The sequence below is a fragment of the Mycoavidus sp. SF9855 genome, assembly GCF_024582735.1.
Lineage (GTDB): Bacteria > Pseudomonadota > Gammaproteobacteria > Burkholderiales > Burkholderiaceae > Mycoavidus.
Window position 1 is genome coordinate 422851 of record NZ_CP102085.1, and the last position, 25922, is coordinate 448772.

The 25922-nt window shown below is 49.4% G+C and carries 19 protein-coding genes, 1 tRNA gene and 2 pseudogenes; 13 read left to right on the forward strand and 9 right to left on the reverse strand.

Annotated elements, in window-relative coordinates; all coding sequences use genetic code 11:
• Positions 1-10: 10 nt before the first annotated feature.
• The 3 genes from NQD60_RS01815 to NQD60_RS01825 are packed head-to-tail and all read right to left on the reverse strand — an operon-like array spanning position 11 to position 2645.
• Positions 11-1036, reverse strand: coding sequence for a radical SAM protein (locus tag NQD60_RS01815; RefSeq protein ID WP_257100823.1), 1026 nt, complete (start codon positions 1034-1036; stop codon positions 11-13).
• 8 nt (positions 1037-1044) lie between these two features.
• The gene (locus NQD60_RS01820; RefSeq protein ID WP_257100824.1) at positions 1045-1683 is read right to left on the reverse strand and encodes a nucleoside deaminase; all 639 of its coding nucleotides are present in this window, start codon (positions 1681-1683) and stop codon (positions 1045-1047) included.
• Positions 1680-2645, reverse strand: coding sequence for an isopenicillin N synthase family oxygenase (locus tag NQD60_RS01825; RefSeq protein ID WP_257100825.1), 966 nt, complete (start codon positions 2643-2645; stop codon positions 1680-1682). Before NQD60_RS01825 ends, NQD60_RS01820 begins: the two co-directional genes overlap by 4 nt.
• A 422-nt stretch (positions 2646-3067) precedes the next feature.
• Here NQD60_RS01825 and NQD60_RS01830 point away from each other — a divergent pair, with 422 nt between their 5' ends.
• From NQD60_RS01830 to NQD60_RS01840, 3 genes are read left to right on the forward strand one after another with little or no spacing between them, the layout of a single operon-like run.
• Positions 3068-3790, forward strand: a complete 723-nt coding sequence (locus tag NQD60_RS01830) for a YqcI/YcgG family protein (RefSeq protein ID WP_257100826.1) — start codon at positions 3068-3070, stop codon at positions 3788-3790.
• A gap of 32 nt (positions 3791-3822) precedes the next feature.
• Positions 3823-5157: a hypothetical protein gene (locus tag NQD60_RS01835; protein ID WP_257100827.1), complete on the forward strand. Its 1335-nt coding sequence runs from the start codon at positions 3823-3825 to the stop codon at positions 5155-5157.
• Between the two features lie 6 nt (positions 5158-5163).
• Positions 5164-5985, forward strand: a complete 822-nt coding sequence (locus NQD60_RS01840) for a hypothetical protein (RefSeq protein ID WP_257100828.1) — start codon at positions 5164-5166, stop codon at positions 5983-5985.
• A gap of 102 nt (positions 5986-6087) precedes the next feature.
• On the opposite strand, the gene NQD60_RS01845 is transcribed toward NQD60_RS01840, so the two are convergent.
• Positions 6088-7440, reverse strand: a complete 1353-nt coding sequence (locus NQD60_RS01845) for a pyridoxal phosphate-dependent aminotransferase family protein (RefSeq protein ID WP_257100829.1) — start codon at positions 7438-7440, stop codon at positions 6088-6090.
• 236 nt (positions 7441-7676) lie between these two features.
• Between NQD60_RS01845 and NQD60_RS01850 the strand changes: the two are divergent.
• The 3 genes and pseudogenes from NQD60_RS01850 to parC form a co-directional block, all read left to right on the forward strand.
• Positions 7677-7814: pseudogene (locus tag NQD60_RS01850) on the forward strand (transposase); the annotation flags it as partial.
• Between the two features lie 399 nt (positions 7815-8213).
• Positions 8214-8816, forward strand: a complete 603-nt coding sequence (locus NQD60_RS01855) for a hypothetical protein (RefSeq protein ID WP_257100830.1) — start codon at positions 8214-8216, stop codon at positions 8814-8816.
• Positions 8817-8895: 79 nt separating this feature from the next.
• Positions 8896-11205, forward strand: a complete 2310-nt coding sequence (parC, locus tag NQD60_RS01860) for a DNA topoisomerase IV subunit A (RefSeq protein ID WP_257100831.1) — start codon at positions 8896-8898, stop codon at positions 11203-11205.
• A 13-nt stretch (positions 11206-11218) separates the two neighbouring features.
• Here parC and NQD60_RS01865 read toward each other — a convergent pair whose 3' ends face one another.
• Entirely contained in the window at positions 11219-12427 is a 1209-nt protein-coding gene (locus NQD60_RS01865; protein WP_257100832.1) for an amino acid aminotransferase, read from the reverse strand.
• Positions 12428-12565: 138 nt separating this feature from the next.
• Here NQD60_RS01865 and uvrB point away from each other — a divergent pair, with 138 nt between their 5' ends.
• Positions 12566-14656: an excinuclease ABC subunit UvrB gene (gene uvrB / locus NQD60_RS01870; protein WP_257100833.1), complete on the forward strand. Its 2091-nt coding sequence runs from the start codon at positions 12566-12568 to the stop codon at positions 14654-14656.
• A 64-nt stretch (positions 14657-14720) separates the two neighbouring features.
• Positions 14721-14797: transfer RNA gene (locus NQD60_RS01875), tRNA-Arg, on the forward strand.
• A gap of 179 nt (positions 14798-14976) precedes the next feature.
• Here NQD60_RS01875 and NQD60_RS01880 read toward each other — a convergent pair.
• The 4 genes from NQD60_RS01880 to NQD60_RS01895 form a co-directional block, all read right to left on the reverse strand.
• On the reverse strand, positions 14977-16395 hold the full coding sequence (locus NQD60_RS01880) for an NAD(P)(+) transhydrogenase (Re/Si-specific) subunit beta (RefSeq protein ID WP_257100834.1): 1419 nt from the start codon (positions 16393-16395) through the stop codon (positions 14977-14979).
• Positions 16392-16736 (reverse strand): NAD(P) transhydrogenase subunit alpha, encoded by a 345-nt coding sequence (locus NQD60_RS01885; protein ID WP_257100835.1) that lies wholly within the window; start codon positions 16734-16736, stop codon positions 16392-16394. The genes NQD60_RS01880 and NQD60_RS01885 overlap by 4 nt, the downstream gene beginning before the upstream one ends.
• Positions 16737-16857: 121 nt before the next feature.
• Positions 16858-18030, reverse strand: coding sequence for a Re/Si-specific NAD(P)(+) transhydrogenase subunit alpha (locus tag NQD60_RS01890; protein ID WP_257100836.1), 1173 nt, complete (start codon positions 18028-18030; stop codon positions 16858-16860).
• Between the two features lie 57 nt (positions 18031-18087).
• A complete protein-coding gene (locus tag NQD60_RS01895) occupies positions 18088-19239 on the reverse strand; it encodes a hypothetical protein (protein WP_257100837.1) in 1152 nt (383 codons plus the stop codon).
• A gap of 94 nt (positions 19240-19333) precedes the next feature.
• Here NQD60_RS01895 and mnmA point away from each other — a divergent pair, with 94 nt between their 5' ends.
• From mnmA to NQD60_RS01920, 5 genes and pseudogenes are all read left to right on the forward strand, one after another.
• Positions 19334-20434 (forward strand): tRNA 2-thiouridine(34) synthase MnmA, encoded by a 1101-nt coding sequence (gene mnmA / locus NQD60_RS01900; RefSeq protein WP_257100838.1) that lies wholly within the window; start codon positions 19334-19336, stop codon positions 20432-20434.
• Between the two features lie 177 nt (positions 20435-20611).
• Positions 20612-22009: an adenylosuccinate lyase gene (gene purB, locus NQD60_RS01905; protein WP_257100839.1), complete on the forward strand. Its 1398-nt coding sequence runs from the start codon at positions 20612-20614 to the stop codon at positions 22007-22009.
• A gap of 433 nt (positions 22010-22442) precedes the next feature.
• Positions 22443-22556 (forward strand): SapB/AmfS family lanthipeptide, encoded by a 114-nt coding sequence (locus NQD60_RS01910; RefSeq protein WP_257100840.1) that lies wholly within the window; start codon positions 22443-22445, stop codon positions 22554-22556.
• Positions 22557-22730: 174 nt separating this feature from the next.
• The gene (lanKC, locus tag NQD60_RS01915; RefSeq protein WP_257100841.1) at positions 22731-25421 is read left to right on the forward strand and encodes a class III lanthionine synthetase LanKC; all 2691 of its coding nucleotides are present in this window, start codon (positions 22731-22733) and stop codon (positions 25419-25421) included.
• A gap of 154 nt (positions 25422-25575) precedes the next feature.
• Positions 25576-25827: pseudogene (locus NQD60_RS01920) on the forward strand (cytochrome b); the annotation flags it as partial.
• Positions 25828-25922: the final 95 nt, after the last annotated feature.

The window sequence follows — 25922 nt, forward strand, 5'->3', positions numbered from 1 at the left end:
CGTACAATTCCTATCGGTCAGAGGGGCGTTGGGAATTGGAGACAATGCATTGCTTAAGTAGCGTTGAGGAGAAGTCATCACGACCGCGGTAAGTATCCTCGCTACCCGATAGACCTTCAGAGGTCAGACCATAATAGATGCGCACGCCTTCCTTTTGCTTTGCTTGGGCCAGAGCCAGCACGTCGGAAAGTCGCGGTGGCTGGTAACCTCCTGGTTGTGCCATAGCTTTATGAGCCCAAGGTGTGCCGCGGGACACGTACATTGGATTGAGGCGGACGATCAATGGAATGGAGCGCTGGGCGCACTGTTCGGTGAGGAAGTCGATGGACGCTTCGGCTTCGTCCTTAGCCTCAACATCGCTCATGGAGGGACTGGGTTTGAAGAGAACGTAGGCGGTCAGTTCCACTCCGCCAGCAGCGATCTCGTCTAAGCCAGAGAGGAAGGCTTTCAATGGTTCGCGCTTGTCCAACACTTTGTCCCGGATGGTTTCGTCCAAGGTCTCAAAACCGGTCAAGATGTCGATGGACTTGCCGCTTTCCGCCTTAAACCTCCTTAGCACATCAGCTTGCACAAACTCTAGCCGACTTTCGATGACTAATTTACGGATATTCGGCAAACTGCGCGTCGAACTGACGATCTCTTCCAATGCGTCTAGAGGAAAGGTAGTGCTGTCAAACACCGACCCTTCGTTGGCGATGGTCAGTCGTTCGAACACACCGATGGCATGACGGACCTCCTGCACGACATTTTTAAACTGTTGCACGACCAAATCTCGCCCAATCCATTCCTTACTCGCCTTATAGGGTAAAGCACAGAATTTGCACTGGTAACGACACCGCTTAGTATTAAAAAGGATCGCCAGATCCTGCTCGCCCAAGAAATTTCGGTGTAGAAAAAAGTGCGGCCACTCGCGATCCTCGACGATATCGTTCATTGGCTTTGGCGGCCCGAAGCGCCGGTACATGTCAGACAGAAATGCATCAAGAGCCATGTCTTTAGCTACGTTGTTATTCATTATGCTAATTACGTTATTCATGCTATCTCCTAGAGAACATCGTTATTTACGGCATTAGATTTACGGCATTGGACGAAGTTTTTTAGCGCTTCGAGGTTAAAGTGAAAAATATCGTGGGCACAGTCGATCAGATTGGCGGAGCAGGAGGCGGGGCCGAAATACTGCGAACGCGATTCTGCTAACTCTCTGTAGCCTGGGGGAAGATTGTCAAAGCGACGCACCATGCCGCATTCGTCATCATTGGCCGCATATAAAACTCGACCGATACCTACATTGATCAGGCGAATGGTGCACATCGGGCAACATTCGAGCGAGCTATATAAGCTGCACTCAGCAGGTGGCACATGTGGGTGGTCCTGTTCCAGGGCATTCAGCGCATCCATCTCGGCGTGTAGATCACTGCGCACCTGCGGCCAGAAGGCGCGGTTGCGACCTTCGGCGATAACGCGGCCGTTATGCACGATAACCGCGCCGACGCCGTGGTTGCCTTCTGCCACTGCCGCCAGAGCTAGCATGCAGGCGTATCGGACGAACGCGTCATCGGCTTGTATCTGCTGGGGTTCGGCCTGTAATTGGATCCGCAAGGCTTCTAGAGGAGGAGCAAGCAGCGGTGGCAGTCGCTCAAGGTGACGCTGCTCTGGAGTGGGGCTTGGGTCAAATAAACTCATTGCGCGGTCAGGGCTGAGCGGGCCTTCGCTTGGGCTAGGATATATGGCCCACAAGCGATAGCTGCGTTATTGCTTAGCGGCTGGTTGGCGCTGCCACAGGAAGGCGGGCAGGTCAACTCGGCGTCGAAATTAGGATTGTAGAACATGGCGATTGAGAAGCGCTGTCGACCTGGAACAGTGACAACGCGATGTCGCAGCGCCTTGAAGCGGCCGTTGCTCCAGTAGTTCATGAGCCCACCCAGAAATACGACTAAAGCTCCTTGGGTTGGCTGCAGTGGTCGCCACAGCTCAGTACTATCCTGATATTCTAGGCCTCCTGTACCATCTTGCGAGATGAAGCTGAAAGCGCCGAAATCAATATGCGGGGCCATTGGGAAGCCGTCGGCTTCCAGCGTCTGTTCCGCGTTGGGATAATGCAGTAGCCGCATGGTTGAGAGGGCATTGCCGTAGTACTCCTGGAACCACTCGTTAGGCAGCCCTAGTCCCAAGGCCAGCGCCTCCTGCAGAGCGAACCCGAAGTCCCGAAGTGCTTGGAAATAGCGTTCAACTGTGGAGCGGAAGCCTGGTGCGTCGGGCCAATGGTTCGGACCGTGAAACGGTTTGTTGCCGAGCACTCGCGGGTCATCGGCTGGAATGTCGATACCGATATCAAATGCTTCGCGCAGGTCAGGGGGAAAGCCAGGCTTGCGGTTGGTCCGCAAAGCGAGAAAGCCGCGTTGCCACTGGTTTATCCCCAACGCTTGCCGCCAGGATAAGGGCTGTGCAAAAAACCAACGGGAAGCGGTGAAAACATCCTCGACTAAGACTGGATCCACGCCGTGATTAATGGCGTAGATTCCACCGATCTCCTCAAAAGCCGTTACGATCTCCCGCCCCAAGGCTTCCCGACTGCTATGGTTTCCGCCGCGCAGAGCGGCAAAATCGATCGTCCGTATCGGTCCGCTGACTTCTGTACTGTTCATTGAGCTCCTCCCCCCCTCGCCGCTTATATGAATCGAGATAACTTATGCTACTTTTATATCTTTCCCTTCTACAGTACAAAAATTTCTATGGCACTTAAGTAAAAAATTGATTGCGTCGCAAATAACTGGCGCTGACCATTAGTCTATTCGGGTAAGCCGACAACAAACGGTATTAGCCAGTGGATGCCAGCTTGGCTATGCTCTTATAACCGGCATTCTTGCGTGCTTCTCAGTATTTGGCATCAGAGGCTAGCGCCGTTTACCAAACACAAAGACTGCTCCTAAATATTCTTATTGTGTGGCAGAATATATTAATATTTTAAAAGTTGCAATAGACCGAGCAACTGCACTTACGCTTATAAAAAGTTGCAATAGACTGAACAACTGCAGTTACGCTTATATTCTGATCAAAGGGGGAATGTATGTCTAAAGAGTCTTTGTGTAGTTACGCACGCAGCGGGATGCCTTTTAATATTGAAGATGCTGAGAAAAATTTTCCATCGGTCCAGAATTTCACGCCACTCAAGGTAAAGACCCATTGCATCTATTCGCCCGGGTCTCGGCTTTGGGGCAGCCCGCCTCTCGACGAAACCTTATCCTTTAAGGACAATATGCGTATCGTCGCGCAGCATATGGCTCACTTCATTAATCTGTCGCAAGCATTCAAGGTTGACGGTTACGTGATTGACCTAGCCAATCCGAAATACGGCAATAATATTGAAGTGTTGGCGAAATTCACGCACGCAGTTCTGCGCTATCTGAGTGATTTGGATCCGGCGGGCGAACATTGTATGGACCAGGAAATTGAGGATCCGGCATGGTGCTTTGCCTTTGGCGGCGAAAAGATTTTTGTCAACACCTTTGCTCCGTGCTACCCAGAGAATCATGCACGCTATAGCTTTGGTTCACAATCGACCATGATCGTTATGCAGCCACGGCACACTTTCGCGCAGGCAATGCGAGTTGGCGAGTCGTCGCTGTCGCCCTCCATTCGTCAGAGAATCCGGCGAGTTTTCAACGAAAACGACCGAGCTTACAGCGGGACGCTTGGCATGATGCCGTATGAGGCGTATCGCTGCATCCGGCCGATGCAGCCAGACGGACCGGCGGTACGCTGGTGGGAAACCTCGCTCGATGGTCTTTGACCCGATACCATCTATACTTCTAAGATCAAGTCATGACTTCTTCTATTCCTCCTTCAAAAAATCCCCCGGCAGCCGCCAAAATATTCCGCCTTGGCGTTGAATCCCAGGCGGAAGCCGACATTCTCAGCCTTGACCAACTCGTTGCACCGGCGGTTAGTTTTGACGCCTGGGTCCGACCGCTGCCTCGGCTGACGATAGCCGAAGTCCTGTCCTACCGTTCGGCCTGGGGCCACTATGGCTTGCAGCTGGACCCCATCGGCAGCGTCGCTTTTGTGCCCGGCAAGCCGCGTCAATGGGTTATGGTGCAAAAATTCGTCGCTTTTCCCGCGGAAGAATTCACCTTCGAAGCCGTGTTGTGCCCTTATCGTGCCAATTCTTGTAGCACCATCTTCTCCTACAGCTGCGTACATACCAGCACCACTTGTGATGTTTTGCTGCAGGATAAGGGGACGGAGGGGCTAGTGCTGTCGATCAATGGCAAAAAAATTGTCACCGGCTTGCACCTCGATTTTCACCAGTGGCAGCATATCGCGCTGACGTGGCGTTCCACCGATGGTCGGGTGTGTTTATATAAAGAGGACGGGGTTGCCGCCATTGCTGCCTTGGCTGAGGGGCGCACAATTGACTTTGGGCCGCCGGTCTTTGTCGGTTCATTAGCGGCGGGCGAGCACATAGCAGATGGCGGCTCTTTGGTCATTGGCCAGGAGCAGGGGACTCCTGGCGTACTGTCCGACTTTGTCCCTGATGCCGAGTTCGTTGGCGGATTGCGCATGGTGAGATTGTGGAGTAGGGCGCATGATCTCAACACGTTGAACCACCACAAGTCTGGTTGGCTGAGTGGCGATGAGCCAAGGCTGATCGGCTGCTGGTACTTTACCCGGCGCGCTCTGGAGATCGGCGAGTGTCTGAATGCCTGCTCCAGCACTGACAACATTGGGTTAATTGGCGGACTGACAGTGGCATCGCTGTGCGACATACAGCTTTACCGTCTGCTGATCATCGCCGCTGACCAGACTGTAGCTAGCCGCGTGCCGCTGACGGCGCAGCGATGGCAGCATATAGCTGTGACCTGTCGCGGCCAAATGGTGGGTTTGCCTGTTGACCCCAGCCTAGAGATTGACGGTATACCGGTGCCTGTTCGCCCGCTGACGGCGGCGGACGCCCCCCCTCCACAACCGCCTCATTTCCGTATTGGGCCGATGGCTAATAGCCTAATGGCGGAGTTGCGTCTGCGGCAAGCGGATAACGGCGACTTGTTGGCTCATTACACTGGTGATCTGACGCCAGACGGTCGATTGCGTGACCAGTCTGGGCGGGGCTTTGACTTGTCCGTTACTGGCGAATTCAAACTTGAACCTCGGGACTGAACAGCGATGATGAAGCAACGTCGTGAAATCGAGCCGCTTGGCAGCTTCTTCGCGCAGACGAAGGACGGCTACGTGATTAATCCAGCCTCGCCCGAGCGGCTGGTTTCTCCGTGGCTCGAAGCGCTAGAGGAGATTCGCCAAATCTATATCCAGAAACTGGGTGAGCAGTTGCATAGCGTTTATGTTCGAGGTTCCGTCGCTTTTGGTACGGCGATCGCCGGCTTTTCCGACTTGGACAGTTTTTGTCTGGTTTACCCCCGCGGGGCTGAGTGTGTTATCTGGCAAGCTTTGCCATGGTCTGATGACGCGCCTGTTCAGCAACTAGGCTTTCCTTGCGCAGTAGAATTTGTTTCGGTCACTTTCCATCACAACTTTGCGCAGGTGAACCCAATTGTCTCCATGATTATCAAAACCCAGTCATTGTGCATCCATGGGCCGGATATCGGACCGGCTTTACCGGATTGCCGCCCTGGTTTGGCAATGATGATGGATGCGGAACTCCTCGACCGGCAGCTGTCTGCTGTCGAGGCCGAGTTGACGAGCGGAAGGCCGGTTTCACCTGAGCAGGTCCAGTCACTGATGAAAAGGATTTTGCGTACTGGTTTTGAACTGGTGATGGAGCGTGAGAGCTGTTATGCGACCAGTCTTTATCTGCTTTATATGTGTTTTTCAAGACATTACCCGGAACGGGAGGCTGATATGCGATGGGTCCTGGAGACTTTTCTGAACCCTGATGTATCGCCGCTCCAGCTACGCGACCGGCTCACCGATTTTGGTATCTGGCTACGTCAAGAAGTGGCTTCGGTTCTGGCTTGGGGGGTAAAGTAAGCTCAGTTGATTGACATCCTCTTCTTCCTTTCAATTTCAGTCAAAGAGATGTCAAGGGCACCGTTTTAATAAACGAATGCCCACGGTAAGTTAATTTTTCGCCTACGAAGTTTCAAGTTGGGGGTCATTTGATTTCAGTCGCTGTTCAGCCGACTCGATGGCCCCAGACTTTAGCGTTTCATCCTCAATACTGGCTATAGCCATAGCCATCCTGAAAAAATCGGCGCCGTCAGTGATATCTTTGTTTGTATGGTTAGCCATAACTTGAAAGCGGAAACGGGCAGCTCCTTTCGCAACGGCTGGAAACTCGACCAAATTGGATAGAAGCCCGATCGTCGGTAAGCAGCGGCTAACGAGACGTGCCAAGCCCTCACTCGCTATTTTAACGGAAACGATGGGCGACGGCTCGCCGTACGTGTCAAAGTGAGAGTCATTCAACAATTGACGCAGTAGCATTACATTGTTCATTAATTTGCGGCGCAAAGCCACGCCTTCGCCAGAAGCGGCGATGTCGAAGCACTTGCCAACAATAGCCGCTTGTGAGGGTGACAGGGCATTAGAACCAATATTGGGCGAGCTAAAATAACGTAAATACTCTTTCACACTTCGCTGGCTACTGGCAACAAAGCCTCCACTAGAGGCGAAAGTTTTTGAGAAACTGCCCATGACTACATCAATTTTTCCTATCATGTTTTGCAGTTCAAGATGACCTCGTCCATTTTCGCCCAAGCTGCCGAGATCGTGCGCGACATCGACGACCAAAGTAGCGTTGAATTCGTGTGCCAACTCTTGCAGCGCTTTAAGGTCTGGGCTATCAGAGTCCATCGAGAACAAACTTTCTGTCACAACTAAGATGCCGTTTTCTGTGTCACTGGCGCGAATTTTCTCCAACTTTTCACGCGCCATTTCAAGATTATTATGGCGGAAGAAATGTACATTCTTAGTTGCGGCTCGAGCACCTTGCTGCAGACAAAAATGAGATAGCTTATCCATGACAATATGGTCATTGGATCGGACCAAGCCTTGAATGACACCAAAGCCAGCGGCCCAGCCGGTTGGATAGAGAATAATATGATCGGCACTGAGGAATTCCGCAATCTTATTCTCAAGTGCAAGCGATAGTGATGTATTGCCAACAAAGGCAGGCGCACCTGCGCTATGAACGCCAAAGCGTTGTATGGTTTCTATCGCTACGTTAAGCACTTCCGGATGAGAGGACAGGCTTAAATAATCTTGGGATGCGAAATTAACGCCTTCGAACAAATTTCCATCATCGGTACGTGCCAGGCATCTACTGTGCGGCCCATTCTCAGTAGAACGGCCATATGGCCAGAGACCCGCTTGGCGGCGCGCTTGCTGCCAATTATAGAAGGCCGCAGTCCTATTAAGGAGATTAGCTCCAGGTATATGAAGAAAATCACCCATGCTGCCACTTAACACATTGAAATTATCCACAATATAGCTCCTCCTTATTTTTGTTTAAATTATGATCTGTCCTAATCAAGACGTGATCTCATTCAGGTTGGAAAATCTCCTATTGACTACAAACAACACTGTACCCATAAATCTTACTCTACACCACACCAATTTGAATGAGGCCAACTGACTGGGCGGAATTTTCGGCGTTTCCCGCTCTGTCTCTTGAATGGCCGCATTCGCGCAAGCGAAGCCGAGATTGCGTGCGCTTTGTTGTGGATCTCACCCGCATTCATGGTATCAACACCGTTACCGCGCTGACGGTGCTCGCAGAAGTGGGCCCCGATCTATCGCGCTTTAAAAATGCTAAGCATTTCGCCTCGTGGTTAGGCTTGTGCCCTGGCACCAAAATTATTATGAAGAGCGCTATCGCCAACGGGTGATCCACCATCTCTCTGAGCGCGCCGAAAAACTGGGCTTTCAGCTTACGCCTGTTATACAATAAATTTAAAAAATCTTTATAAATCAATGGCTTGTAATTTGTTTCTTAAGATATTTATTGTGCGGGCTGGTGATTGTGTGTGTAAGGACATACCTATAAAATTTAATAAGAGAAAAAGTATTTTTAATAAAGTATAAAAAAATAATAAAAAAGTCTTTTGAGAAAATATGAAATTAAGAATAAGAAGGGTTGTATTTGTGGTTATATTGGCTTGATTAAAACATTTTTCTGGTTTATCTTAAGTTGAGCTTTTCTAAAAAGCTTAATATTTTGTGGAAGTGAAAAAATCTTTTTTAAATTTTAAATTGAGATGAAAATGCTAATGAAACTAACTTTGGTAAGTGCGATGAGCATATCGCTTGTTGGTTGTGGAGGTAGTGACAGTAATGATAGTAATACTATTAATGATAGTAATACTAGTCATACTAAGGCGACTAAAGCATCTGTAGGTAGTGTATTGTCAGCGCAAAATATAAAATTTAGGCTTGGACCCAGCGAGGATGGACGAGCTTCATTGTTTCTTCATGGAAGTGGAACAATAGGTTTTATGGGTAGTGCTAAATTTAGTGTTAGAGTTTCGGAACCTAAACCTGAAACATTGCCTAGCGGTTTGTTGTATGAAATTGTAGGGGAAAGCGAGGCATATTCTTTGTTCGAGAAACGTGAATTAAAAATTCAATTAAATTTAAGGAGCGAAGTGGGCTTGTTACAAATTCAGCATGCAGATACTAAGGATGGAACCTACAATCCAATTCATGATGTAGAGGTTTCTGGGTACAGCGAACAAACGGAAGAAGATGGTCAAGTGTATTATTCTGTAGAGTTAAAAGCCCAAGTGTCAGGACCAGGTTATTACTTTGTTCCATTAGAAGATCTTGGTATTCTTATGCCTTCTCTGAAAAAATCTTCATAAGCTATTGTGGCAAAAGCAGCTTAACTTTATATGGGCTAAGCTTGACACTCATTCCAGCTTAGCCCAATATAAACATGGAATGGAACAACAAAACATCAACTTCACTACCCCCAATGGGGCAGACACTGAATTTCTAACGCTCGGCGACTACGCAGAACGCGCCTACTTAGATTACGCCGTCAGCGTAGTCAAAGGCCGTGCGCTGCCCGAAGTGGGAGATGGGCAAAAACCTGTACAGCGCCGCATCTTGTTCGCGATGAGCGAGATGGGGCTCGCCGCCGATGCTAAACCCGTTAAATCGGCGCGCGTGGTGGGCGATGTGCTGGGTAAATACCACCCACATGGCGATCAATCCGCTTATGACGCTTTAGTACGGCTCGCGCAAGATTTTTCATTGCGTTATCCATTGATTGACGGCCAAGGTAATTTTGGCTCGCGTGATGGAGATGGCGCTGCCGCTATGCGTTATACCGAAGCGCGCTTGACGCCAATTGCCCGGCTTTTACTGGCTGAGTTGGATGAAGGCACGGTCGACTTCATGCCGAATTATGATGGGTCGAACGAAGAGCCTCGGGGCTTGCCGGCACGCTTGCCTTTTGTATTGCTGAATGGTGCTTCGGGGATTGCGGTTGGCTTAGCAACTGAAATTCCATCTCATAATCTGCGTGAAGTGGCGCAAGCGGCGATTGCGCTGATTCGCAATCCAAAGCTTTCCCATGCAGAACTCATGACAATACTTCCTGGGCCGGATTGCCCGGGAGGTGGTCAAATTATTTCAAGCGCTGATGAAATAGCTTCTGCCTACCAGACCGGGCGGGGTAGCCTGAAAGTGCGCGCACGCTGGAAAATCGAGGAGCTTGCGCGTGGCCAATGGCAGTTAGTGATTACCGAGTTGCCGCCAAATGCGTCGGGGCAGAAGGTGCTTGAAGAAATTGAAGAGCTGACTAATCCAAAGCTGAAGTCCGGTAAAAAAACACTCACACCCGAACAGCAGCAGACGAAACAACATCTCCTTTCCTTACTCGATACGGTGCGTGATGAATCCGGGCGGGAGGCAGCGGTGCGCCTTGTGTTTGAGCCAAAATCAAGTCGTATCGAGGTGGATGAATTTATCAATACGCTGCTTGCGCAGACCAGCATGGAGTCCAATGTCGCACTTAATTTGGTGATGATTGGCACAGATGGTCGGCCGCGCCAAAAACCATTGATAGAGATTTTGCGTGAATGGGTTGCGTTTCGTTTTGTGACGATCACGCGGCGTAGCCGCTTTCGGCTGACGAAGATGGAGGATCGCATTCATATTCTTGAAGGGCGGTTGATTGTCTTTTTAAATCTGGATGAAGTGATTCGTATTATTCGTGAAGCGGATGAGCCGAAGCCTGCATTGATTCATGCATTTGGTTTAAGTGAGCGACAAGCTGACGATATTCTTGAGATCCGTTTGCGGCAGTTAGCACGGCTCGAAAGTATCAAACTAGAAAAAGAGTTAGCAGAGCTGCGCGATGCGCGCACCAAGCTGCAAGAGCTGCTTGGCAGTGAGGCGGCAATGAAGCGTTTACTTATCCGCGAGATAGACGCGGATGCTAAACAATACGGTGATGAGCGGCGTACGCTGATTCAACAAGAACGGCGCGCAGTGATTGAGGCGCGTGTGGTCGATGAGCCCATCACGGTTGTCATTTCGCAAAAAGGCTGGGTCCGTGTGCACAAGGGCCATGGACTGGATGCCGCTCAATTTGCGTTTAAGGCGAGTGATCAGCTGTATGGCGCATTTGAATGCCGCACGCCAGATACTTTAATTGCCTGGGGTAGCAATGGCCGCGTTTATTCTGTCCCGATTGCAATCCTGCCCGGTGGGCGTGGTGATGGGGTGCCGCTCACGTCGTTGCTTGAACTGGCGGCAGGCACGCAGCTTTTGCATTACTTTGCCGCACCGATTGAACAGCGGCTTTTACTGTCGATGAGCACCGGTTTTGGTTTTATCGCCAAGATTGGCGACATGGTGAGCCGTGTTAAGGCGGGCAAAGCATTTATGACACTCGATGCACAGGCCATGCCGCTATTGCCGGTGCCGTTATTGCCGCAGGCCTCATATGTCGCATGTTTATCAAGTAGCGCTCGCTTACTTGTATTTAGCCTAGATGAGCTGAAGATTTTAGCGGGTGGCGGGCGTGGCTTGACCTTGATTGGCTTGGATGACGGAGAAACGCTGGTGCAAACAGCTGTTTTTGGAGCGGCTGGTTTAGTCTTGACTGGTGTTGGGCGTGGCGGGAAACCAGCCGAAGCAACTGTGTCGCTTGCGGCGCTGGCGCCCGTGTTAGGTAAACGCGCTCGCCGTGGCCGCGCGCCAGCGGTCAAGTTCAAACCAACCGGTCTGCGGCCCGCGTAAGCTTAAAATATTTTCATACAGTTGTGTCCAGCACATGCGCAATCGCTTGTGCAACGACTTCAACGTTCTTCGTATTCAATGCCGCCACGCAGATACGGCCGGTACTGACGGCATAAATGCCAAATTCTGTTTTTAAACGCTCAACCTGCTGAGCGTTTAACCCTGAATACGAAAACATGCCATGTTGACGGCTGACAAAGTCAAAGTCGCGTTTTGCACCATATTGTTTCAGCTTGCTAATGAGGCTGCTGCGCATCGATAGAATCCGGCTGCGCATTTCGCTGAGCTCTTCTTCCCAAAGCGTGCGTAATTCTGGCGAGCTTAGGATGGTCGCAACCAAGGCTGCGCCATGAGTGGGCGGGTTTGAGTAGCTGGTGCGGATCACTTGCTTGAGTTGTGATAGTACGCGCATGGCTTCGTCTTGGCTTGAGGTGATCACCGACAGCGCGCCAACGCGCTCGCCATATAGCGAAAATGATTTTGAAAATGAATTCGCGACAAAGCTATTGATGCCCGCCTCGGCAAATAGCCGGATGGCCGCAGCGTCCTCCTCGATACCTGCGCCAAAACCTTGATAGGCAATGTCAAGAAATGGAATGAGTTCGCGCTCTTTAACAATCTGAACCACTTGTTGCCATTGCTCGGGAGTCAGATCAACGCCGGTTGGATTGTGGCAACATGCATGTAATATGACGATCGTGCCTGGTGTATAAGTATTTAATGTGCTACTTAAGCCAGCAAAATCAACGTTTTGTGTTTCAGCACTGTAGTAAGGATAGCTCAGAACCTCAAAGCCGGCAGCTTGAAAGATCGCACGGTGGTTTTCCCAGCTTGGATTGCTGACCGCGACTTTTGCATTTGGGTTGAGACGTTTCAGAAAATCTGCGCCGATCTTTAATGCGCCGGTGCCGCCTAGAGATTGGGCGGTGACAATGCGACCTTGCGCGATCAGTGGTGAGGCATTGCCAAATAATAATTTCTGGACGGCAGCATCGTAAGCGGCGATGCCATCGATCGGCAGATAACCGCGGGGGATAGCGGCTTCAATGCGCGCTTTTTCTGCTTCACGCACGGCGCGCAATAACGGCAGGCGGCCTTCGTCATTAGTATAAACGCCAATCCCGAGATTGACTTTAGTTGGGCGTGTATCGGCACCAAATGTTTCATTTAGGCCCAAAATAGGGTCGCGTGGTGCAAGTTCAACGGTGGCAAAGAGAGTCATAAGGGCTGCTCAAAAAAAGGACAGGGTAGAATAAGGACATTCCGCCTAAGAACCAAAGGCGCCGGTTGAGTCTATCACTCAACTGGCGCCTAGCAAGACATTACGGTTATTTAGGCTCACCCCATTATTTTATCCAAAATGACTGATCTGCGGGAAAATCAAGGTAAGCTGGACGAATCGAAATTTATCACTTTCGGCGACTCCCCTTATCAATTGTACCAACCCTATCTCCCTGCTGGCGATCAGCCAGCGGCGATTGAGCAGTTGGTCAGTGGGCTTGAGGATGGTTTGTCATTTCAGACGCTGCTGGGCGTAACCGGCTCGGGTAAAACTTACACAATGGCAAATACCATCGCGCGGCTTGGTCGGCCGGCGATTGTATTTGCACCAAATAAAACCCTTGCGGCACAACTGTATTCGGAGTTTCGAGAATTCTTCCCACGTAATGCGGTTGAATACTTTGTCTCTTATTACGACTACTATCAGCCAGAAGCCTATGTGCCGCAGCGCGATCTTTTTATCGAAAAAGATTCATCCATTAACGAACATATTGAGCAAATGCGGCTGTCGGCAACCAAAAGTTTGCTGGAGCGGCGCGATACGATCATTGTGGCAACGGTGTCGGCCATCTATGGGATTGGTAATCCAGGCGAATATCATCAAATGATTCTGACGCTGAGAATGGGCGATAAGCTCGGCCAGCGAGAAGTCATTGCGCGCTTGATCTCAATGCAATACACGCGCAATGAGACAGATTTTCAGCGGGGTACCTTTCGGGTGAGGGGCGATACGATTGATATTTTTCCGGCCGAGCATGCGGAAATGGCGGTGCGGGTTGAGTTATTTGGTGATGAAGTTGATTCCTTATATTTATTTGATCCGTTAACTGGCCATATCCAGCGCAAACTTTCGCGCTTTACTGTATATCCGTCTTCTCATTACGTCACGCCACGCGATACCGTTCTGCGTGCGATTGAAACCATCAAAACGGAGTTGCGCGATAGACTCGAATTTTTTAATGGTGCAGCAAAATTACTCGAAGCGCAGCGGATTGAACAGCGCACCCGTTTTGATCTTGAGATGCTGCAAGAACTCGGTTTTTGCAAAGGGATCGAAAACTACTCACGTCATTTTTCGGGAGCAGCCCCTGGTGAGCCGCCGCCAACGCTGGTTGACTATTTGTCGCCCGACGCTTTGATGTTTCTTGATGAGTCGCATGTATTGATTGGCCAATTAAATGGTATGTACAACGGCGATCGGGCGCGTAAAGAGAATCTAGTGAACTATGGTTTTCGTTTACCGTCTGCACTTGATAATCGGCCACTTAAATTTGCCGAGTTCGAGGGCAAGTTACGCCAAGTCATTTTTGTTTCGGCGACACCTGCCGATTATGAGCAACGCGTATCTGGGCAGGTGGTTGAGCAGGTGGTTCGGCCTACGGGTTTGGTCGATCCGGGAATCGAAGTACGTCCAGCCAGCACGCAGGTGGATGATGTCTTGGCAGAAATCCATCAGCGTGTGCAGGTGGGCGAGCGCGTACTCATTACCGTATTGACAAAGCGCATGGCCGAGCAGCTGACCGAATTTTTGTCTGAGCATAACGTCAAAATCCGTTATTTACATAGCGATATTGAGACCGTTGAGCGGGTCGAAATCATTCGCGATTTACGGCTCGGTGTGTTTGATGTGCTGGTGGGGATTAACTTGCTGCGCGAGGGGCTCGATATTCCAGAGGTTTCGCTGGTCGCAATTTTCGATGCAGACAAAGAAGGTTTTTTGCGGGCGGAACGCTCGCTGATTCAAACGATTGGCCGCGCCGCACGTAATGTAAATGGTAAGGCGATTCTTTATGCGGACAAAATCACCGGTTCAATGAAACGGGCAATGGATGAAACTGCGCGCCGGCGTGCTAAGCAGCTTGCGCACAATCAGGCTCATCAAATTACACCAACTGGGGTGGTCAAGCGGATCAAAGATATTATTGACGGTGTTTATAACATTGATGATGCACGCGCTGAATTGAAGGTTGCCCAAGAGCGGGCGAAATTTGAGGGGATGAGCGAGAAGCAGCTTGCCAAAGAAATTAAACGACTCGAAAAGCAGATGATGGAGCACGCGAAGAATCTTGAGTTTGAACAAGCGGCTCAAGCCCGTGATCAACTCGCTTTACTACGGGCGCGATTCTTTGGCGCGGATACGCACGATGCGCTGAGCAGCGCAAGCGGGTGAGATAATCTTAACGATAAGTCATTTCCAACTTGAGAGCAAGCTGCTATAATGTCGTCCTTAGTGTGCGGCTGTAGCTCAGTTGGATAGAGTACTTGGCTACGAACCAAGGGGTCGTGGGTTCGAATCCTGCCAGCCGCACCAGTAATTCTCTTTAAAAATTAGCTACTTAGGTTCTAAACCACCGAAGTGGCTTTTTTTTCGTGGGTAGATTTTGGGTCACTTGCGTTTGACGTGTATCCCGATCGTGCGCTCAGTTCATTAAAGATATGGGGATGGAATCGTTAACTCGCTAATCGTGTCGAGCGAGCAGAGCATGTCCGTTAATCAACCGCTTTAACGATATCCTCCACAACTTTTTTGGCATCGCCAAATACCATCATGGTCTTATTCATATAAAAAAGTTCATTATCCAGCCCAGCGTAACCCGCAGCCATTGAACGCTTATTCACAATCACCGCGCGCGCTCTATAGGCATCAAGGATAGGCATACCTGAAATGGGTGATTGGGGGTCGTTTCTAGCCGCTGGATTCACAATATCATTTGCCCCGAGTACAAGCACTACATCAGTTTGGCCGAATTCAGCATTAATCTCATCCATTTCAAACACTTGTTCATAAGGGACTTCGGCTTCAGCCAGCAGCACATTCATATGGCCGGGCATCCGTCCGGCCACGGGGTGAATCGCATAACGTACTTGTATGCCTTTGGCGGTGAGCTTGCTGGTTAATTCTTTGAGCGCATGTTGTGCGCGCGCTACGGCGAGTCCATAGCCTGGCACAATCACAACTGATTCGGCATTGGCGAGCATAAAGGCGGCGTCATCGGCGGAAGCCACTTTCACCGGGCGCTCAATATGCTTTGCGTGACTTGCCGACAGCGGGTGATTACCGACGCCGCCCAGTAATACGTTTAAAAATGACCGATTCATCGCGCGGCACATAATGTAAGACAGAATCGTGCCTGACGAGCCAACCAGAGCGCCAGAGATAATCAGCATAGGGTTATTCAATGAAAACCCGATACCTGCTGCTGCCCAGCCTGAGTAAGCATTAAGCATTGATACAACAACTGGCATATCAGCGCCGCCGATTGGGATAATTAGCAGTACGCCAAGGGCGAAGGCGAGTACCGTCATTAAAATGAATGGCAACCAATTTTGTGAGAGTAAAAAGAGGCTTCCAAAGCCGACCATGGTGAGCGCCAGCATCAAATTCAATCGATGTTGACCTGCATAAACGATTGGACTTCCTTGAAAAAGCCGGAAGCGATATTTGCCAGATAGCTTGCCAAATGCAATTACTGAGCCAGAGAAGGTTATGGCGCCAACGCAGGCGCCAATAAAAAGCTCAGCGCGATTACCATAAGGCAGTACGCCTGTCGTGGAAAGCATAAAAGCGGCGGGTTCAGCCACTACTGCATAGGCGATGCAAACTGCCGCTAGCCCAACTAATGAATGCATAGCCGCCACAAGCTCAGGCATTTTTGTCATTTCAATGCGGGCCGCCGCCAACGCCCCCAGCCCGCCCCCTATCGCGAGCGCGCCAAGCAGCCAGGCCGACCCTGCTCCTGGTGCTTGTTTAGCGATAAGCGCCAAGGTAGTGAGAATCGCAAGCGCCATGCCGACCATGCCGAATAAATTGCCGCGCCGCGCATTTTTGGGGTGGGATAAGCCTTTTAACGCCTGAATAAAACAAACCGACGCAATCAAATAAAGCAGAGTAACAAGGTTCATATTCATTGGGCATCCTTGTTTGATAGTCCGCCAGTTATTTCGTGCGAAGGGGTTTTCGGCGCTTTCTTTTTAAACATTTCTAGCATGCGGCGAGTGACCAAAAAACCACCAAAGACATTGATGGCGGAAAGCAATACCGCGAATACGCCAAAGAGTCGACCTGTACTGTCGGTAGTGAGCGCGGCGGCGAGCATGGCCCCGACAATCACAATCGCTGAAATAGCATTGGTCACCGCCATTAATGGGGTATGTAGCGCAGGCGTGACATTCCAGACAACGTGATAGCCGACATAAATGGCGAGCACAAAAATGATCAAATTAATGATTGTGTGATTGATGATATCCATGGTGAGTCTCCATCGCAAAACGGATCGGGCGCTATCAGATAAAATTTTTGCCACCAGTGGTACAGATCCGCCATATTAATATCAGACGGATAAGCGGTGCTAGATGGCGAGCAATCAGCGCTTATATTGATCTGATAACAGTGGGTGACGGGTTATGAGCGGGTTTTAATAGTTTGCCATCGCGACACAGTAGCGTGGCGGCTACAATATCGTCTTTCATGTTAATCGCCAAGGCACCGCTTGAATCCATGATCAGTTTCAGAAAATCAAGCACATTACGTGCATAAAGTGCGGATGCGTCTGTCGCGGCCATCGCAGGCAAATTTGTATAACCAGCGATTTGTACGCCATAGCGAGTGACCACTTTATCTGCTTCGGTCAAAGCGCAATTGCCCGCGCCCGGATTAGATGGGCCGCCGCGTCCAGCCGCAAGATCCACAATCACTGAACCTGGTTTCATTGTTTTGACAGTGTCTTCGCTCAGTAATACTGGTGCTGGGTGGCCTGGAATGAGCGCAGTGGTGATGATGATATCGGCGTGTTGCGCGCGCTCCCGTACCTGCGCTGCTTGGCGCTGTAGCCAACTCGCCGGCATAGGCCGCGCGTAGCCGCCGACGCCTTCGCCTGCTGCGCGCTCATCATCGGTTTCATACGGCACACTGATAAATTTTGCGCCAAGCGATTCAATTTGCTCTTTAACGGCTGGCCGTACATCGGAGGCCTCTATCACCGCGCCAAGCCGCTTTGCCGTTGCAATCGCTTGCAGGCCGGCCACTCCTGCACCGAGGACCAAGACCCGTGCAGCCTTCACGGTGCCTGCTGCAGTCATGAGCATCGGCAAGAACCGCTGATACAAAGAAGCCGCCACTAGCACAGCGCGATAACCGGCAATATTGGCTTGCGAAGATAAAACATCAAGGCTTTGTGCGCGCGTCGTGCGAGGGGCGGCCTCCAGCGCAAAAGCGATCAGGCCAGCTTCGGCGAGCCGCGCTACCTGCTCGTGATCAAACGGATTCAGCATCCCTACCAAGACGGAGCCGGCTTTGCTCAACGCAAGTTCAGCATCATTGGGCGCATGGACTTTAAGTACGAGATCAGCCGCCAAGGCGGTACGCGCATCGCCAATCTCAGCGCCAGCTATAATGAACGCCTGATCAGTGAACCAAGCGCGCGCGCCAGCCTCTTTTTGCACCGTGACGTAATGACCCTGGGCCACGAGTTTGCTAACGGTCTCGGGAGTCGCCGCGATACGCGCCTCGCCCGGATAGGTCTCCAGCGGGATGCCGATATGCATCTTACTTTTCCTTGGTGTTGTCATCAGCTCGGTTGCATTTTGTGCATTCTAACCTGATTAAACTGAAATCGATATGGGTCTCCGTGTATGCCGAAACCACTCAGCAAAACTATCATCTTCAAGCGCGTAAGCCCCGCGTCCTGATTGCCAAATAAAGCCGCGCTCACGTAGACTCTGGATGGCAGTTTGCACTGAAGCAACCGTCAGTGTAGGTTGTTTGCTCAGTAGCCGATAACTTGCCATTGAGGATTCGGAGTAGGGTGACCAATCACGACTCTTTAGCACCATGACCTCTAAAATGGCCTGCTGCAATGAAGTAAGTGCATTAAAATCACTCTCAAACTCTTCCCAAATCCGCTCATGCCAAGTCTCAGCATTTTGGGAGAGTAAATCAGCAAAATTGGCGGCGTTGCCACTAATTGCGATTTTGCCCGCAAGCTGACGCAGGATTTCCGGCCGATGCCCTGCTAACTTAAAGGCCGCCCACATACCTTCTTGGGTAAACTGGTTATTCTGAGATAGACTCTGATTAGCCCAAGTCGTGAATGCATCTGTAAACCCCTTATCCAGTAAAGGAAACTGAATCACGTCACTGCCAAAAAAAGGCTGGTCCTTTTTAAGTACGAGATGCGCAAGCTTATCTTGATTGGAGCCGGTAAATACTAGCATCAGCGTTGGCATGCTATGGCCGCTATTGAGTTGATCACGAGCGGATTTGAGTGCAAACATAGCATTTAGGCCGGCTTCAGTGGTGAGCGCGCATTGCGCCTCATCTACAATTAAGACAATTGGCTGTTTGGTAATATGGTGCAAAATGCGCAACGCATCAGTCAGGGTCGTGTTGTGGGGCAAACCGGATTGCTTAAAATCCAGTATAAGCGTACCCATCACAGCAACCTTGTCCAGTTTCGCCGCTTTTGCTAGGCGGGTGATGATGCTATCAAAGGCGCCGATTTTGGTTTTGATCGCCTCGGCAATTAGAGTTGCTGGATTAGTATTTTTGTCTGACCATAGATCGACGTAAACGGCTATCCATTTGCGTGCATGCGCTTCTGGCACCAGATCCTCATTAAGGAAAGTACTTTTGCCGACGCGCCGTGGCCCGGCTAAAAACAGGCCGGAACGTGAATTAGCAATCCCTATGCCGGCCAGACTATCGCACAGGCTACGGGCTAATTCCGGCCGTTTATAGGTGAATTGGGTGTGCATCAGGAGATCCTTTTATGGAGATATATTTTGAGCGCCATAAATTATGGCTGAGAAAATAATTTACCATAAAAGACCATTATTGAAGTAACAAATTATGACTAAGCAACGTATCGTAGTGGGCATGTCAGGTGGCGTCGATTCGTCGGTGACTGCCTGGCTGCTCAAACAACAAGGCTATGAAGTGATCGGCCTTTTCATGAAAAATTGGGAAGACGATGATGATGATGAATATTGTTCAACGCGTCAGGACTGGCTGGATGTGGTGTCGGTTGCCGATTTGCTTGGCATTGATCTTGAAGCGGTTAATTTTGCGGCCGAATATAAAGATCGTGTATTTGCCGAATTTTTGCGTGAATATGCAGCGGGGCGTACACCGAATCCAGATGTGTTGTGTAATGCTGAAATCAAATTCAAAGCTTTTCTCGATCATGCGTTTGCTTTAGGTGCGCAAAAAATTGCAACGGGACACTACGCGCGCGTGCAGCAGACGATGAATGGCAGCTTTCAGCTACTGAAAGCCCATGATCTTTCGAAGGACCAAAGCTATTTTCTACACCGGCTGAATCAACATCAGTTGGCCCGTACCTGCTTTCCTTTAGGTGAACTGCCTAAAACCAAAGTACGTGAACTTGCCGCCCAAATTGGGCTGCCCAATGCGCAGAAAAAAGATTCAACAGGGATTTGTTTTATTGGCGAGCGGCCATTTAGAGATTTTCTGAATCGCTATTTGCCGCATCAACCGGGTCCGATGAAGACACCAGAAGGGCGCGTAGTGGGCAAGCATATTGGGCTAGCGTTTTACACGCTTGGGCAGAGGAAAGGCATTGGGCTGGGCGGCTGTCGGGACGGCAATGGCGAACCGTGGTTTGTGGCGGCTAAAGACATTGAGAGCAATACGCTCTATGTTGTACAAGGGCATGATCATCCATGGTTAACGAGTCTAACGCTTAAAGCTGGCGATGCGAGCTGGGTTGCTAGTGAGCCGCCGCCTGACGGATTTATATGCAGTGCGAAAACGCGTTATCGTCAGGTTGATGCACACTGCGTTGTGAAGCGTATAGACGGTAATCGTTTTGCATTAAGTTTTAGTGAGTCGCAATGGGCTATTACACCTGGGCAATCAGCAGTGTTGTACGACGGTGACATATGCATAGGCGGTGGGGTGATTGATAAAGTTAACGGTAGCAACCTGTAATTAAAAACGCCTGTTTTTTATCCTATGGTGCTAAATAGCAACGAATCAATAGTGGTAGCGGGCAAAATTAGACTTTTTCAGGGACAACTAACTATTGGCCCAGGCACCAGCGGCAAGCTGGATTTCATTGCATGACGACAGTGCTAAAATCACATTTCTATAAAAAACGGCTTTCCCATGGTTGATACTACCTTTACCTCTTCTGATCACACTCATACACTAACCGTACTCTCTCCGCTCGACGGCCGCTATGCGGCAAAGACCGAGGCGCTACGCACCTGGCTTTCAGAAGCCGCCTTCATGCGCCATCGTGTCACGGTTGAAATACATTGGCTGCTCGCCTTGTCTGATGCAGGCTTAACTGAAGTGCCTCGTTTTTCTGCGCAATCTGAAGCTTTTCTCCTGCGGCTTATTGAGAAATTTAGCGCAGAAGACGCTATGCGCATTAAGGAAATTGAGCGGGTCACCAATCACGATGTCAAAGCGGTCGAGTATTGGCTCAAGGAATCCGTCAAAGGGCAGGCTGAATTGGAACGCGCAAGTGAATTTATTCATTTTGCCTGTACCTCAGAAGATATCAATAACACGGCTTATGGGATGATGCTCAAGGGCGCGCGTGCAGATGTCTTGTTGCCAGCGTTAAACGCGTTGCAAGAGCGGCTGGTTGCAATGGCGCATACCCATGCTGCGCAACCTATGTTGTCACGCACGCATGGGCAACCGGCTAGCCCAACTACGCTTGGCAAAGAAATCGCCAACGTTGCCGCTCGTTTATCAAGGGCTATTGAGCGTATTGCTGCGGTGCCTCTATTAGGCAAGATGAATGGCGCGGTGGGCAATTACAATGCCCATTTAAGCGCTTACCCAGAGCTTGACTGGCCCGCGTTTTCGCGTGCAGTGATTGAACAACGGCTTGGGCTCACCTTCAATCCGTACACGATTCAAATCGAACCCCATGATTATATGGCTGAGCTGTTTGATGCGATTACACGTGCAAATACTATATTGCTTGATTTGAATCGCGATCTGTGGGGCTATATTTCAGTCGGTTATTTCAAACAAAAAACCAAAGCAGGTGAGGTCGGTTCGTCCACCATGCCGCATAAAGTCAATCCAATTGATTTTGAAAATTCAGAAGGCAATTTGGGGCTGGCCAATGCGCTATTGCGGCACTTAGCCGATAAGCTGCCAGTTTCGCGTTGGCAGCGTGATCTGACGGATTCGACGGTACTACGCAATATCGGCGTGGCTTTTGGCCATGCCTTGCTAGCCTATGACTCTTGCTTGCGTGGGCTTGCCAAACTTGAGGTCAATCCGCCGCGACTTAGCGCTGATCTCGATGCGTGTTGGGAAGTGCTGGGCGAAGCTGTACAAACGGTGATGCGGCGTTATGGTGTGCCTAACCCGTATGAGCAACTCAAGGAATTAACCCGTGGCAAGAGCATGACTCGTGAAGTATTGCATACATTTATTAGTACATTGCCTATTCCGGCAGATGCAAAAACGTATTTGTTAGCTCTTACTCCAGCCTCCTATATTGGTCAGGCGATTGAATTAGCGGCGCATGTAAGTTAGTTAAAATAAATGATAAAGATCCCTTGCTAAGTATAAATTATTGGATAATAATTAAACCCACAAAGTTAATTTGTGGGGTGGAAAACGCTATATGGGGTCATCCCGGAAAACGGCTCGCAAAGTACGTTAGTGCGCTAGGAGACCAGGAAAGTCTTGTATAGCGAGGAAATAAAAATTCATGTTATTCCAGAGTGGTGCGGATGTTGATCTTGCCCGGGCCCAGGATATTTAGATGAAAAACTCTAATTCATTGGCGGCGTTGTGGCCGTTAAGCCGATCATATTTTTTCAAGTAATTATCCTGTCCCTGTTAAAAAAAATGCTGGTTAAATTTGTTTCTTCTCCTACACTACAGAGCGGATAACTTTAATCAATCTTACTTTTGTAAGTATATTGAAGTTATCCGCTTCTCATCACGTAAAAGGAGAGTAAAAATGCAACGTATTCTTGATCTTCAAGAGTTAGATATTTCCACCGAGGCAAGTCTGGATAGTGAGTTTGAATGTAATGCCGGAGGGTCAGAAATAAGTCTTCTGATATGTGGCTAACATCACTTTGGATTAATTGTTCCTTAATTTATTAGTGATGGTTTGGTATGGTCAACTTGGCTTAAGATTTGCTTATTCTAATAAAGTTAAGTTGACCATTTTCATTTTATAATGATCAAGCTAAAGTTTCAATGGCAATAATAGATTTTTTTGTTGCTGAGGAGGGGGATGATAATGGCGGCAATGCAAGAAAGGCGTATCGCCTTCGAATTTATCGGTAGCCAATTCTATGAAACGTTGAATCAATATAAAGCAGATACATCGCATTATATTAATTTGGCGAATCAGTATATTCCAAAAAAATGGAAATCAATTCATCAGGGCATTTGGAATCACTGCTATTCTCCTTTGCACACTCTTCCCACACAGGGCTGGAAAATCCACCTGAGCGCGACGCCATATAATGCGCGCACGGTCCTGGCCACGGCTATTCCTATGCTTGTCGAAATGGATACCGCTTTTAAGTTTGCAGCGGATCGCGCCATCTTTTCCATGATGACGGGGAAAAATTGGGCGCGTGGTTCAAGTGGTAAATTTATTACAATCTATCCTCAGGATGAGGATAGATTCCGCGAAATGATTGAGCGTATTTACACAGCAACGAAGGGATTTGTTGGACCATACATTTTAAGTGATCGCCGTTACAAAGACAGTAGTATCGTCCATTATCGGTATGGCGGCATGCAAAAGATGTCGATGCTGAATGAGCGAGGCGAACTCCAAAGTTACATTTGCAAGCCATCGGGCGAACGTATCGTTGATGAGCGACGCCCGAGTTATCAAATCCCAACGTGGCTTGAAGAGCCGTTTCCGTGTAAAGCACAAGACGAGGGGGAGCCAGGAACGCTCAAAAAAGGGCGTTATCTGATCAAGAAAGTTTTAGCGTTTAGAAACTCGGGGGGCGTTTATCTCGCGCTGGACCGCATGCATGATCGCGAGGTTGTTATCAAAGAGGCAAGACCATACGTCGGTGGTCCGACGGCTGAGTCCGATGCGATCTCACTCCTGCAAAAGGAATATCGTATTCTAAAAACAATGGAGGAGAGCGGGTATACGCCAGCCGCTTACGATCTATTCCAAGATTGGGAAAACTGGTTTTTAGTCGAAGAATATATTGACGGAGAAATCCTAAGAAAGATACCGTCGCATGAATCTATTGTATTACGCGGCCAAGTTGATGAAAGCGATATTCGGCGTTTTCATCAACGCTTCATCGCAATTTTTCTTAGCGTTTCAAAAGCGATAATGGAATTTCATGAACGTGGTATTGCGCTGAACGATCTCTCTCCAAATAATATTCTGGTTTCTAAAGAGAACACCCATATTACGTTTATCGATTTTGAGGCGGCATGCCAGGTTGACACCGATCTGTTGATCAAGATGAAAACGCCTGGCTACGCGCCGCCTGAACATGCTAAACAGACGGAGATTGAGTTTACCAGCGATTATTATGCTCTTGCAGCCATGATGCTGACCTTCATCTTCCCGGCAAATTTGTTTTTTCGTCTCGAATCCGGCCGTATCCCGGAAATAGTCAGAGAAATTTTCGCCGATGCAGCATTTCCTGAGGAGATTGCAGCAGCGGTAATTGCTGGCTTGTCACCCCATGCAGAACTTCGTCCTGCCGCATCTGAAATAAACGCCAAGCTTAGTTCAGCCGACTGGAGTTGCGCTGTAGTCGGCTCACGTCAGGCGCTTATGCCAGAGCCAAGCTATTTTGATACCACAATTGACGGAATACGTTCCTTCATTGAAGCAAATGCTATTTTATCTCGCGCCGATCGTTTGTTTCCGTGTGATTTTCGTGCTTTTGATACCAACCCTTTGAGTCTTGGATGCGGCGCATATGGCACGCTCTTCGGTTTGCATCAAGCAGGCATCGCAATCGACCCGGCATTTCGCGATTGGGCTCAGCGTTGTCCGATTACCAATGAAGGCTATACGCCAGGATTTTTGATGGGCCAGGCGGGCATCGCGTGGATAATGACTGAGCTGAAGGAAGTAGAACAAGCAAGCGTGCTATTAACGCAAGCGCGTGCGCATCCATTATTCGATCGTTCACACTCTCTCTTCGAAGGTAAGGCCGGCTGGGCATTCTCTGCACTCCGTCTATTTTTGGAAACGCAAGATGAGCAGTTCCTCGATGCAGCGCTCAATGTGGTTGATGAACTACTGTCGCAGGCAAAGGTGGATGCTGAACAGAGGATCTACTGGCCTCATGCTGATGGCAAAGTCCATCTCGGTCTTGGTTATGGCGCCTGCGGCATTGCGCTCGTCTTGCTTTATGCGGCGTTACTGACAAATCGGGAGCACTATATCGAAGCTGGGATGCGCGCTTTGCATTATGACATTTCCTATGGCCATAGCACGCGGGGCTGGTCGTATATGACAGATAGCAGTAATACTTTATTACCTTATTATATGTACGGATCCGCGGGTATTGGAACTGTACTTTTGCGCTATCAGTATTTCGCTGGTATCGATGCGTTTGATCAGACACTGGAGGATATCTACGCTCATACTGATGGTAAGTATTCGGTTGGATTCGGAAAATTGATGGGACTTTGTGGTATTGCAGGGTTTCGCTTGGATGCTTGGCATTACACAAAAGAAGAACGACATCGTACCGCCTTAGCAAGATTACTCAGCGGAATGGATATGTTTCGGGTGCAAAGCGAGGAGGGCCTTGCCTATCCTTCCTTAATAGACCGGATTTCATGTGATTTTGGTTATGGTACGGCAGGTATTCTTACGCTTCTAGCGCGTATACGACAATGGACGCCTGATGAACTGACGCTTGATCGTTATTTTGATAAGTGCAAAAAAGGCATGGTCATAGACGATACGATAGCTGTTTATAGCTGAAACAAACTGCTAAATTGATGCCTATCGAGGTTTTTCTGGGTCCTCGACGGTCGTTGTCGAAATCGCCTCGAGTAGCGAAAATGACGCCTCTTGGTAAGAAAAGCAAAGAATCGGGCCCATTGGTCGTTTGGCATACCGCTCCGGCCGGGAGTTTGCTGTGCCGTTGTCTGGTTATTTATTGAGTTCGTCAGTGGGCGCGCCAGTGGTTTATTTAGGCCTGGTGCCGTTACCAGCGCTGATTGAGCCTAACCCAGCGCTTAAACCAATTTTTAGCATGTCGCATATTTATCTGAACTATGCGTTAGCAACCTTGGTTGTGCTGCATCTGCTGGCAGCGCTTAAACATCAATTTATTGATCGAGATGGTGTGCTGGCGCGCATGTTGCCGTGCTGGAAAAAAAATTGATGCTTTCTAACCATATGGCCTTGCTAAGACACCTGTTTTTTTATACAGTATGTGGTATGCTAATTTGGAAAGCGGCATTTACATTTAGACGAAGC

Bases quoted from the DNA above. Each gene is read 5' to 3' on its own strand.
- NQD60_RS01815 (WP_257100823.1), bottom strand. From the start codon at position 1,036: ATGAATAACGTAATTAGCATAATGAATAACAACGTAGCTAAAGACATG.
- NQD60_RS01820 (WP_257100824.1), bottom strand. From the start codon at position 1,683: ATGAGTTTATTTGACCCAAGCCCCACTCCAGAGCAGCGTCACCTTGAG.
- NQD60_RS01825 (WP_257100825.1), bottom strand. From the start codon at position 2,645: ATGAACAGTACAGAAGTCAGCGGACCGATACGGACGATCGATTTTGCC.
- NQD60_RS01830 (WP_257100826.1), top strand. From the start codon at position 3,068: ATGTCTAAAGAGTCTTTGTGTAGTTACGCACGCAGCGGGATGCCTTTT.
- NQD60_RS01835 (WP_257100827.1), top strand. From the start codon at position 3,823: ATGACTTCTTCTATTCCTCCTTCAAAAAATCCCCCGGCAGCCGCCAAA.
- NQD60_RS01840 (WP_257100828.1), top strand. From the start codon at position 5,164: ATGATGAAGCAACGTCGTGAAATCGAGCCGCTTGGCAGCTTCTTCGCG.
- NQD60_RS01855 (WP_257100830.1), top strand. From the start codon at position 8,214: ATGAAAATGCTAATGAAACTAACTTTGGTAAGTGCGATGAGCATATCG.
- parC (WP_257100831.1), top strand. From the start codon at position 8,896: ATGGAACAACAAAACATCAACTTCACTACCCCCAATGGGGCAGACACT.
- NQD60_RS01865 (WP_257100832.1), bottom strand. From the start codon at position 12,427: ATGACTCTCTTTGCCACCGTTGAACTTGCACCACGCGACCCTATTTTG.
- uvrB (WP_257100833.1), top strand. From the start codon at position 12,566: ATGACTGATCTGCGGGAAAATCAAGGTAAGCTGGACGAATCGAAATTT.
- NQD60_RS01880 (WP_257100834.1), bottom strand. From the start codon at position 16,395: ATGAATATGAACCTTGTTACTCTGCTTTATTTGATTGCGTCGGTTTGT.
- NQD60_RS01885 (WP_257100835.1), bottom strand. From the start codon at position 16,736: ATGGATATCATCAATCACACAATCATTAATTTGATCATTTTTGTGCTC.
- NQD60_RS01890 (WP_257100836.1), bottom strand. From the start codon at position 18,030: ATGCATATCGGCATCCCGCTGGAGACCTATCCGGGCGAGGCGCGTATC.
- NQD60_RS01895 (WP_257100837.1), bottom strand. From the start codon at position 19,239: ATGCACACCCAATTCACCTATAAACGGCCGGAATTAGCCCGTAGCCTG.
- mnmA (WP_257100838.1), top strand. From the start codon at position 19,334: ATGACTAAGCAACGTATCGTAGTGGGCATGTCAGGTGGCGTCGATTCG.
- purB (WP_257100839.1), top strand. From the start codon at position 20,612: ATGGTTGATACTACCTTTACCTCTTCTGATCACACTCATACACTAACC.
- NQD60_RS01910 (WP_257100840.1), top strand. From the start codon at position 22,443: ATGCAACGTATTCTTGATCTTCAAGAGTTAGATATTTCCACCGAGGCA.
- lanKC (WP_257100841.1), top strand. From the start codon at position 22,731: ATGGCGGCAATGCAAGAAAGGCGTATCGCCTTCGAATTTATCGGTAGC.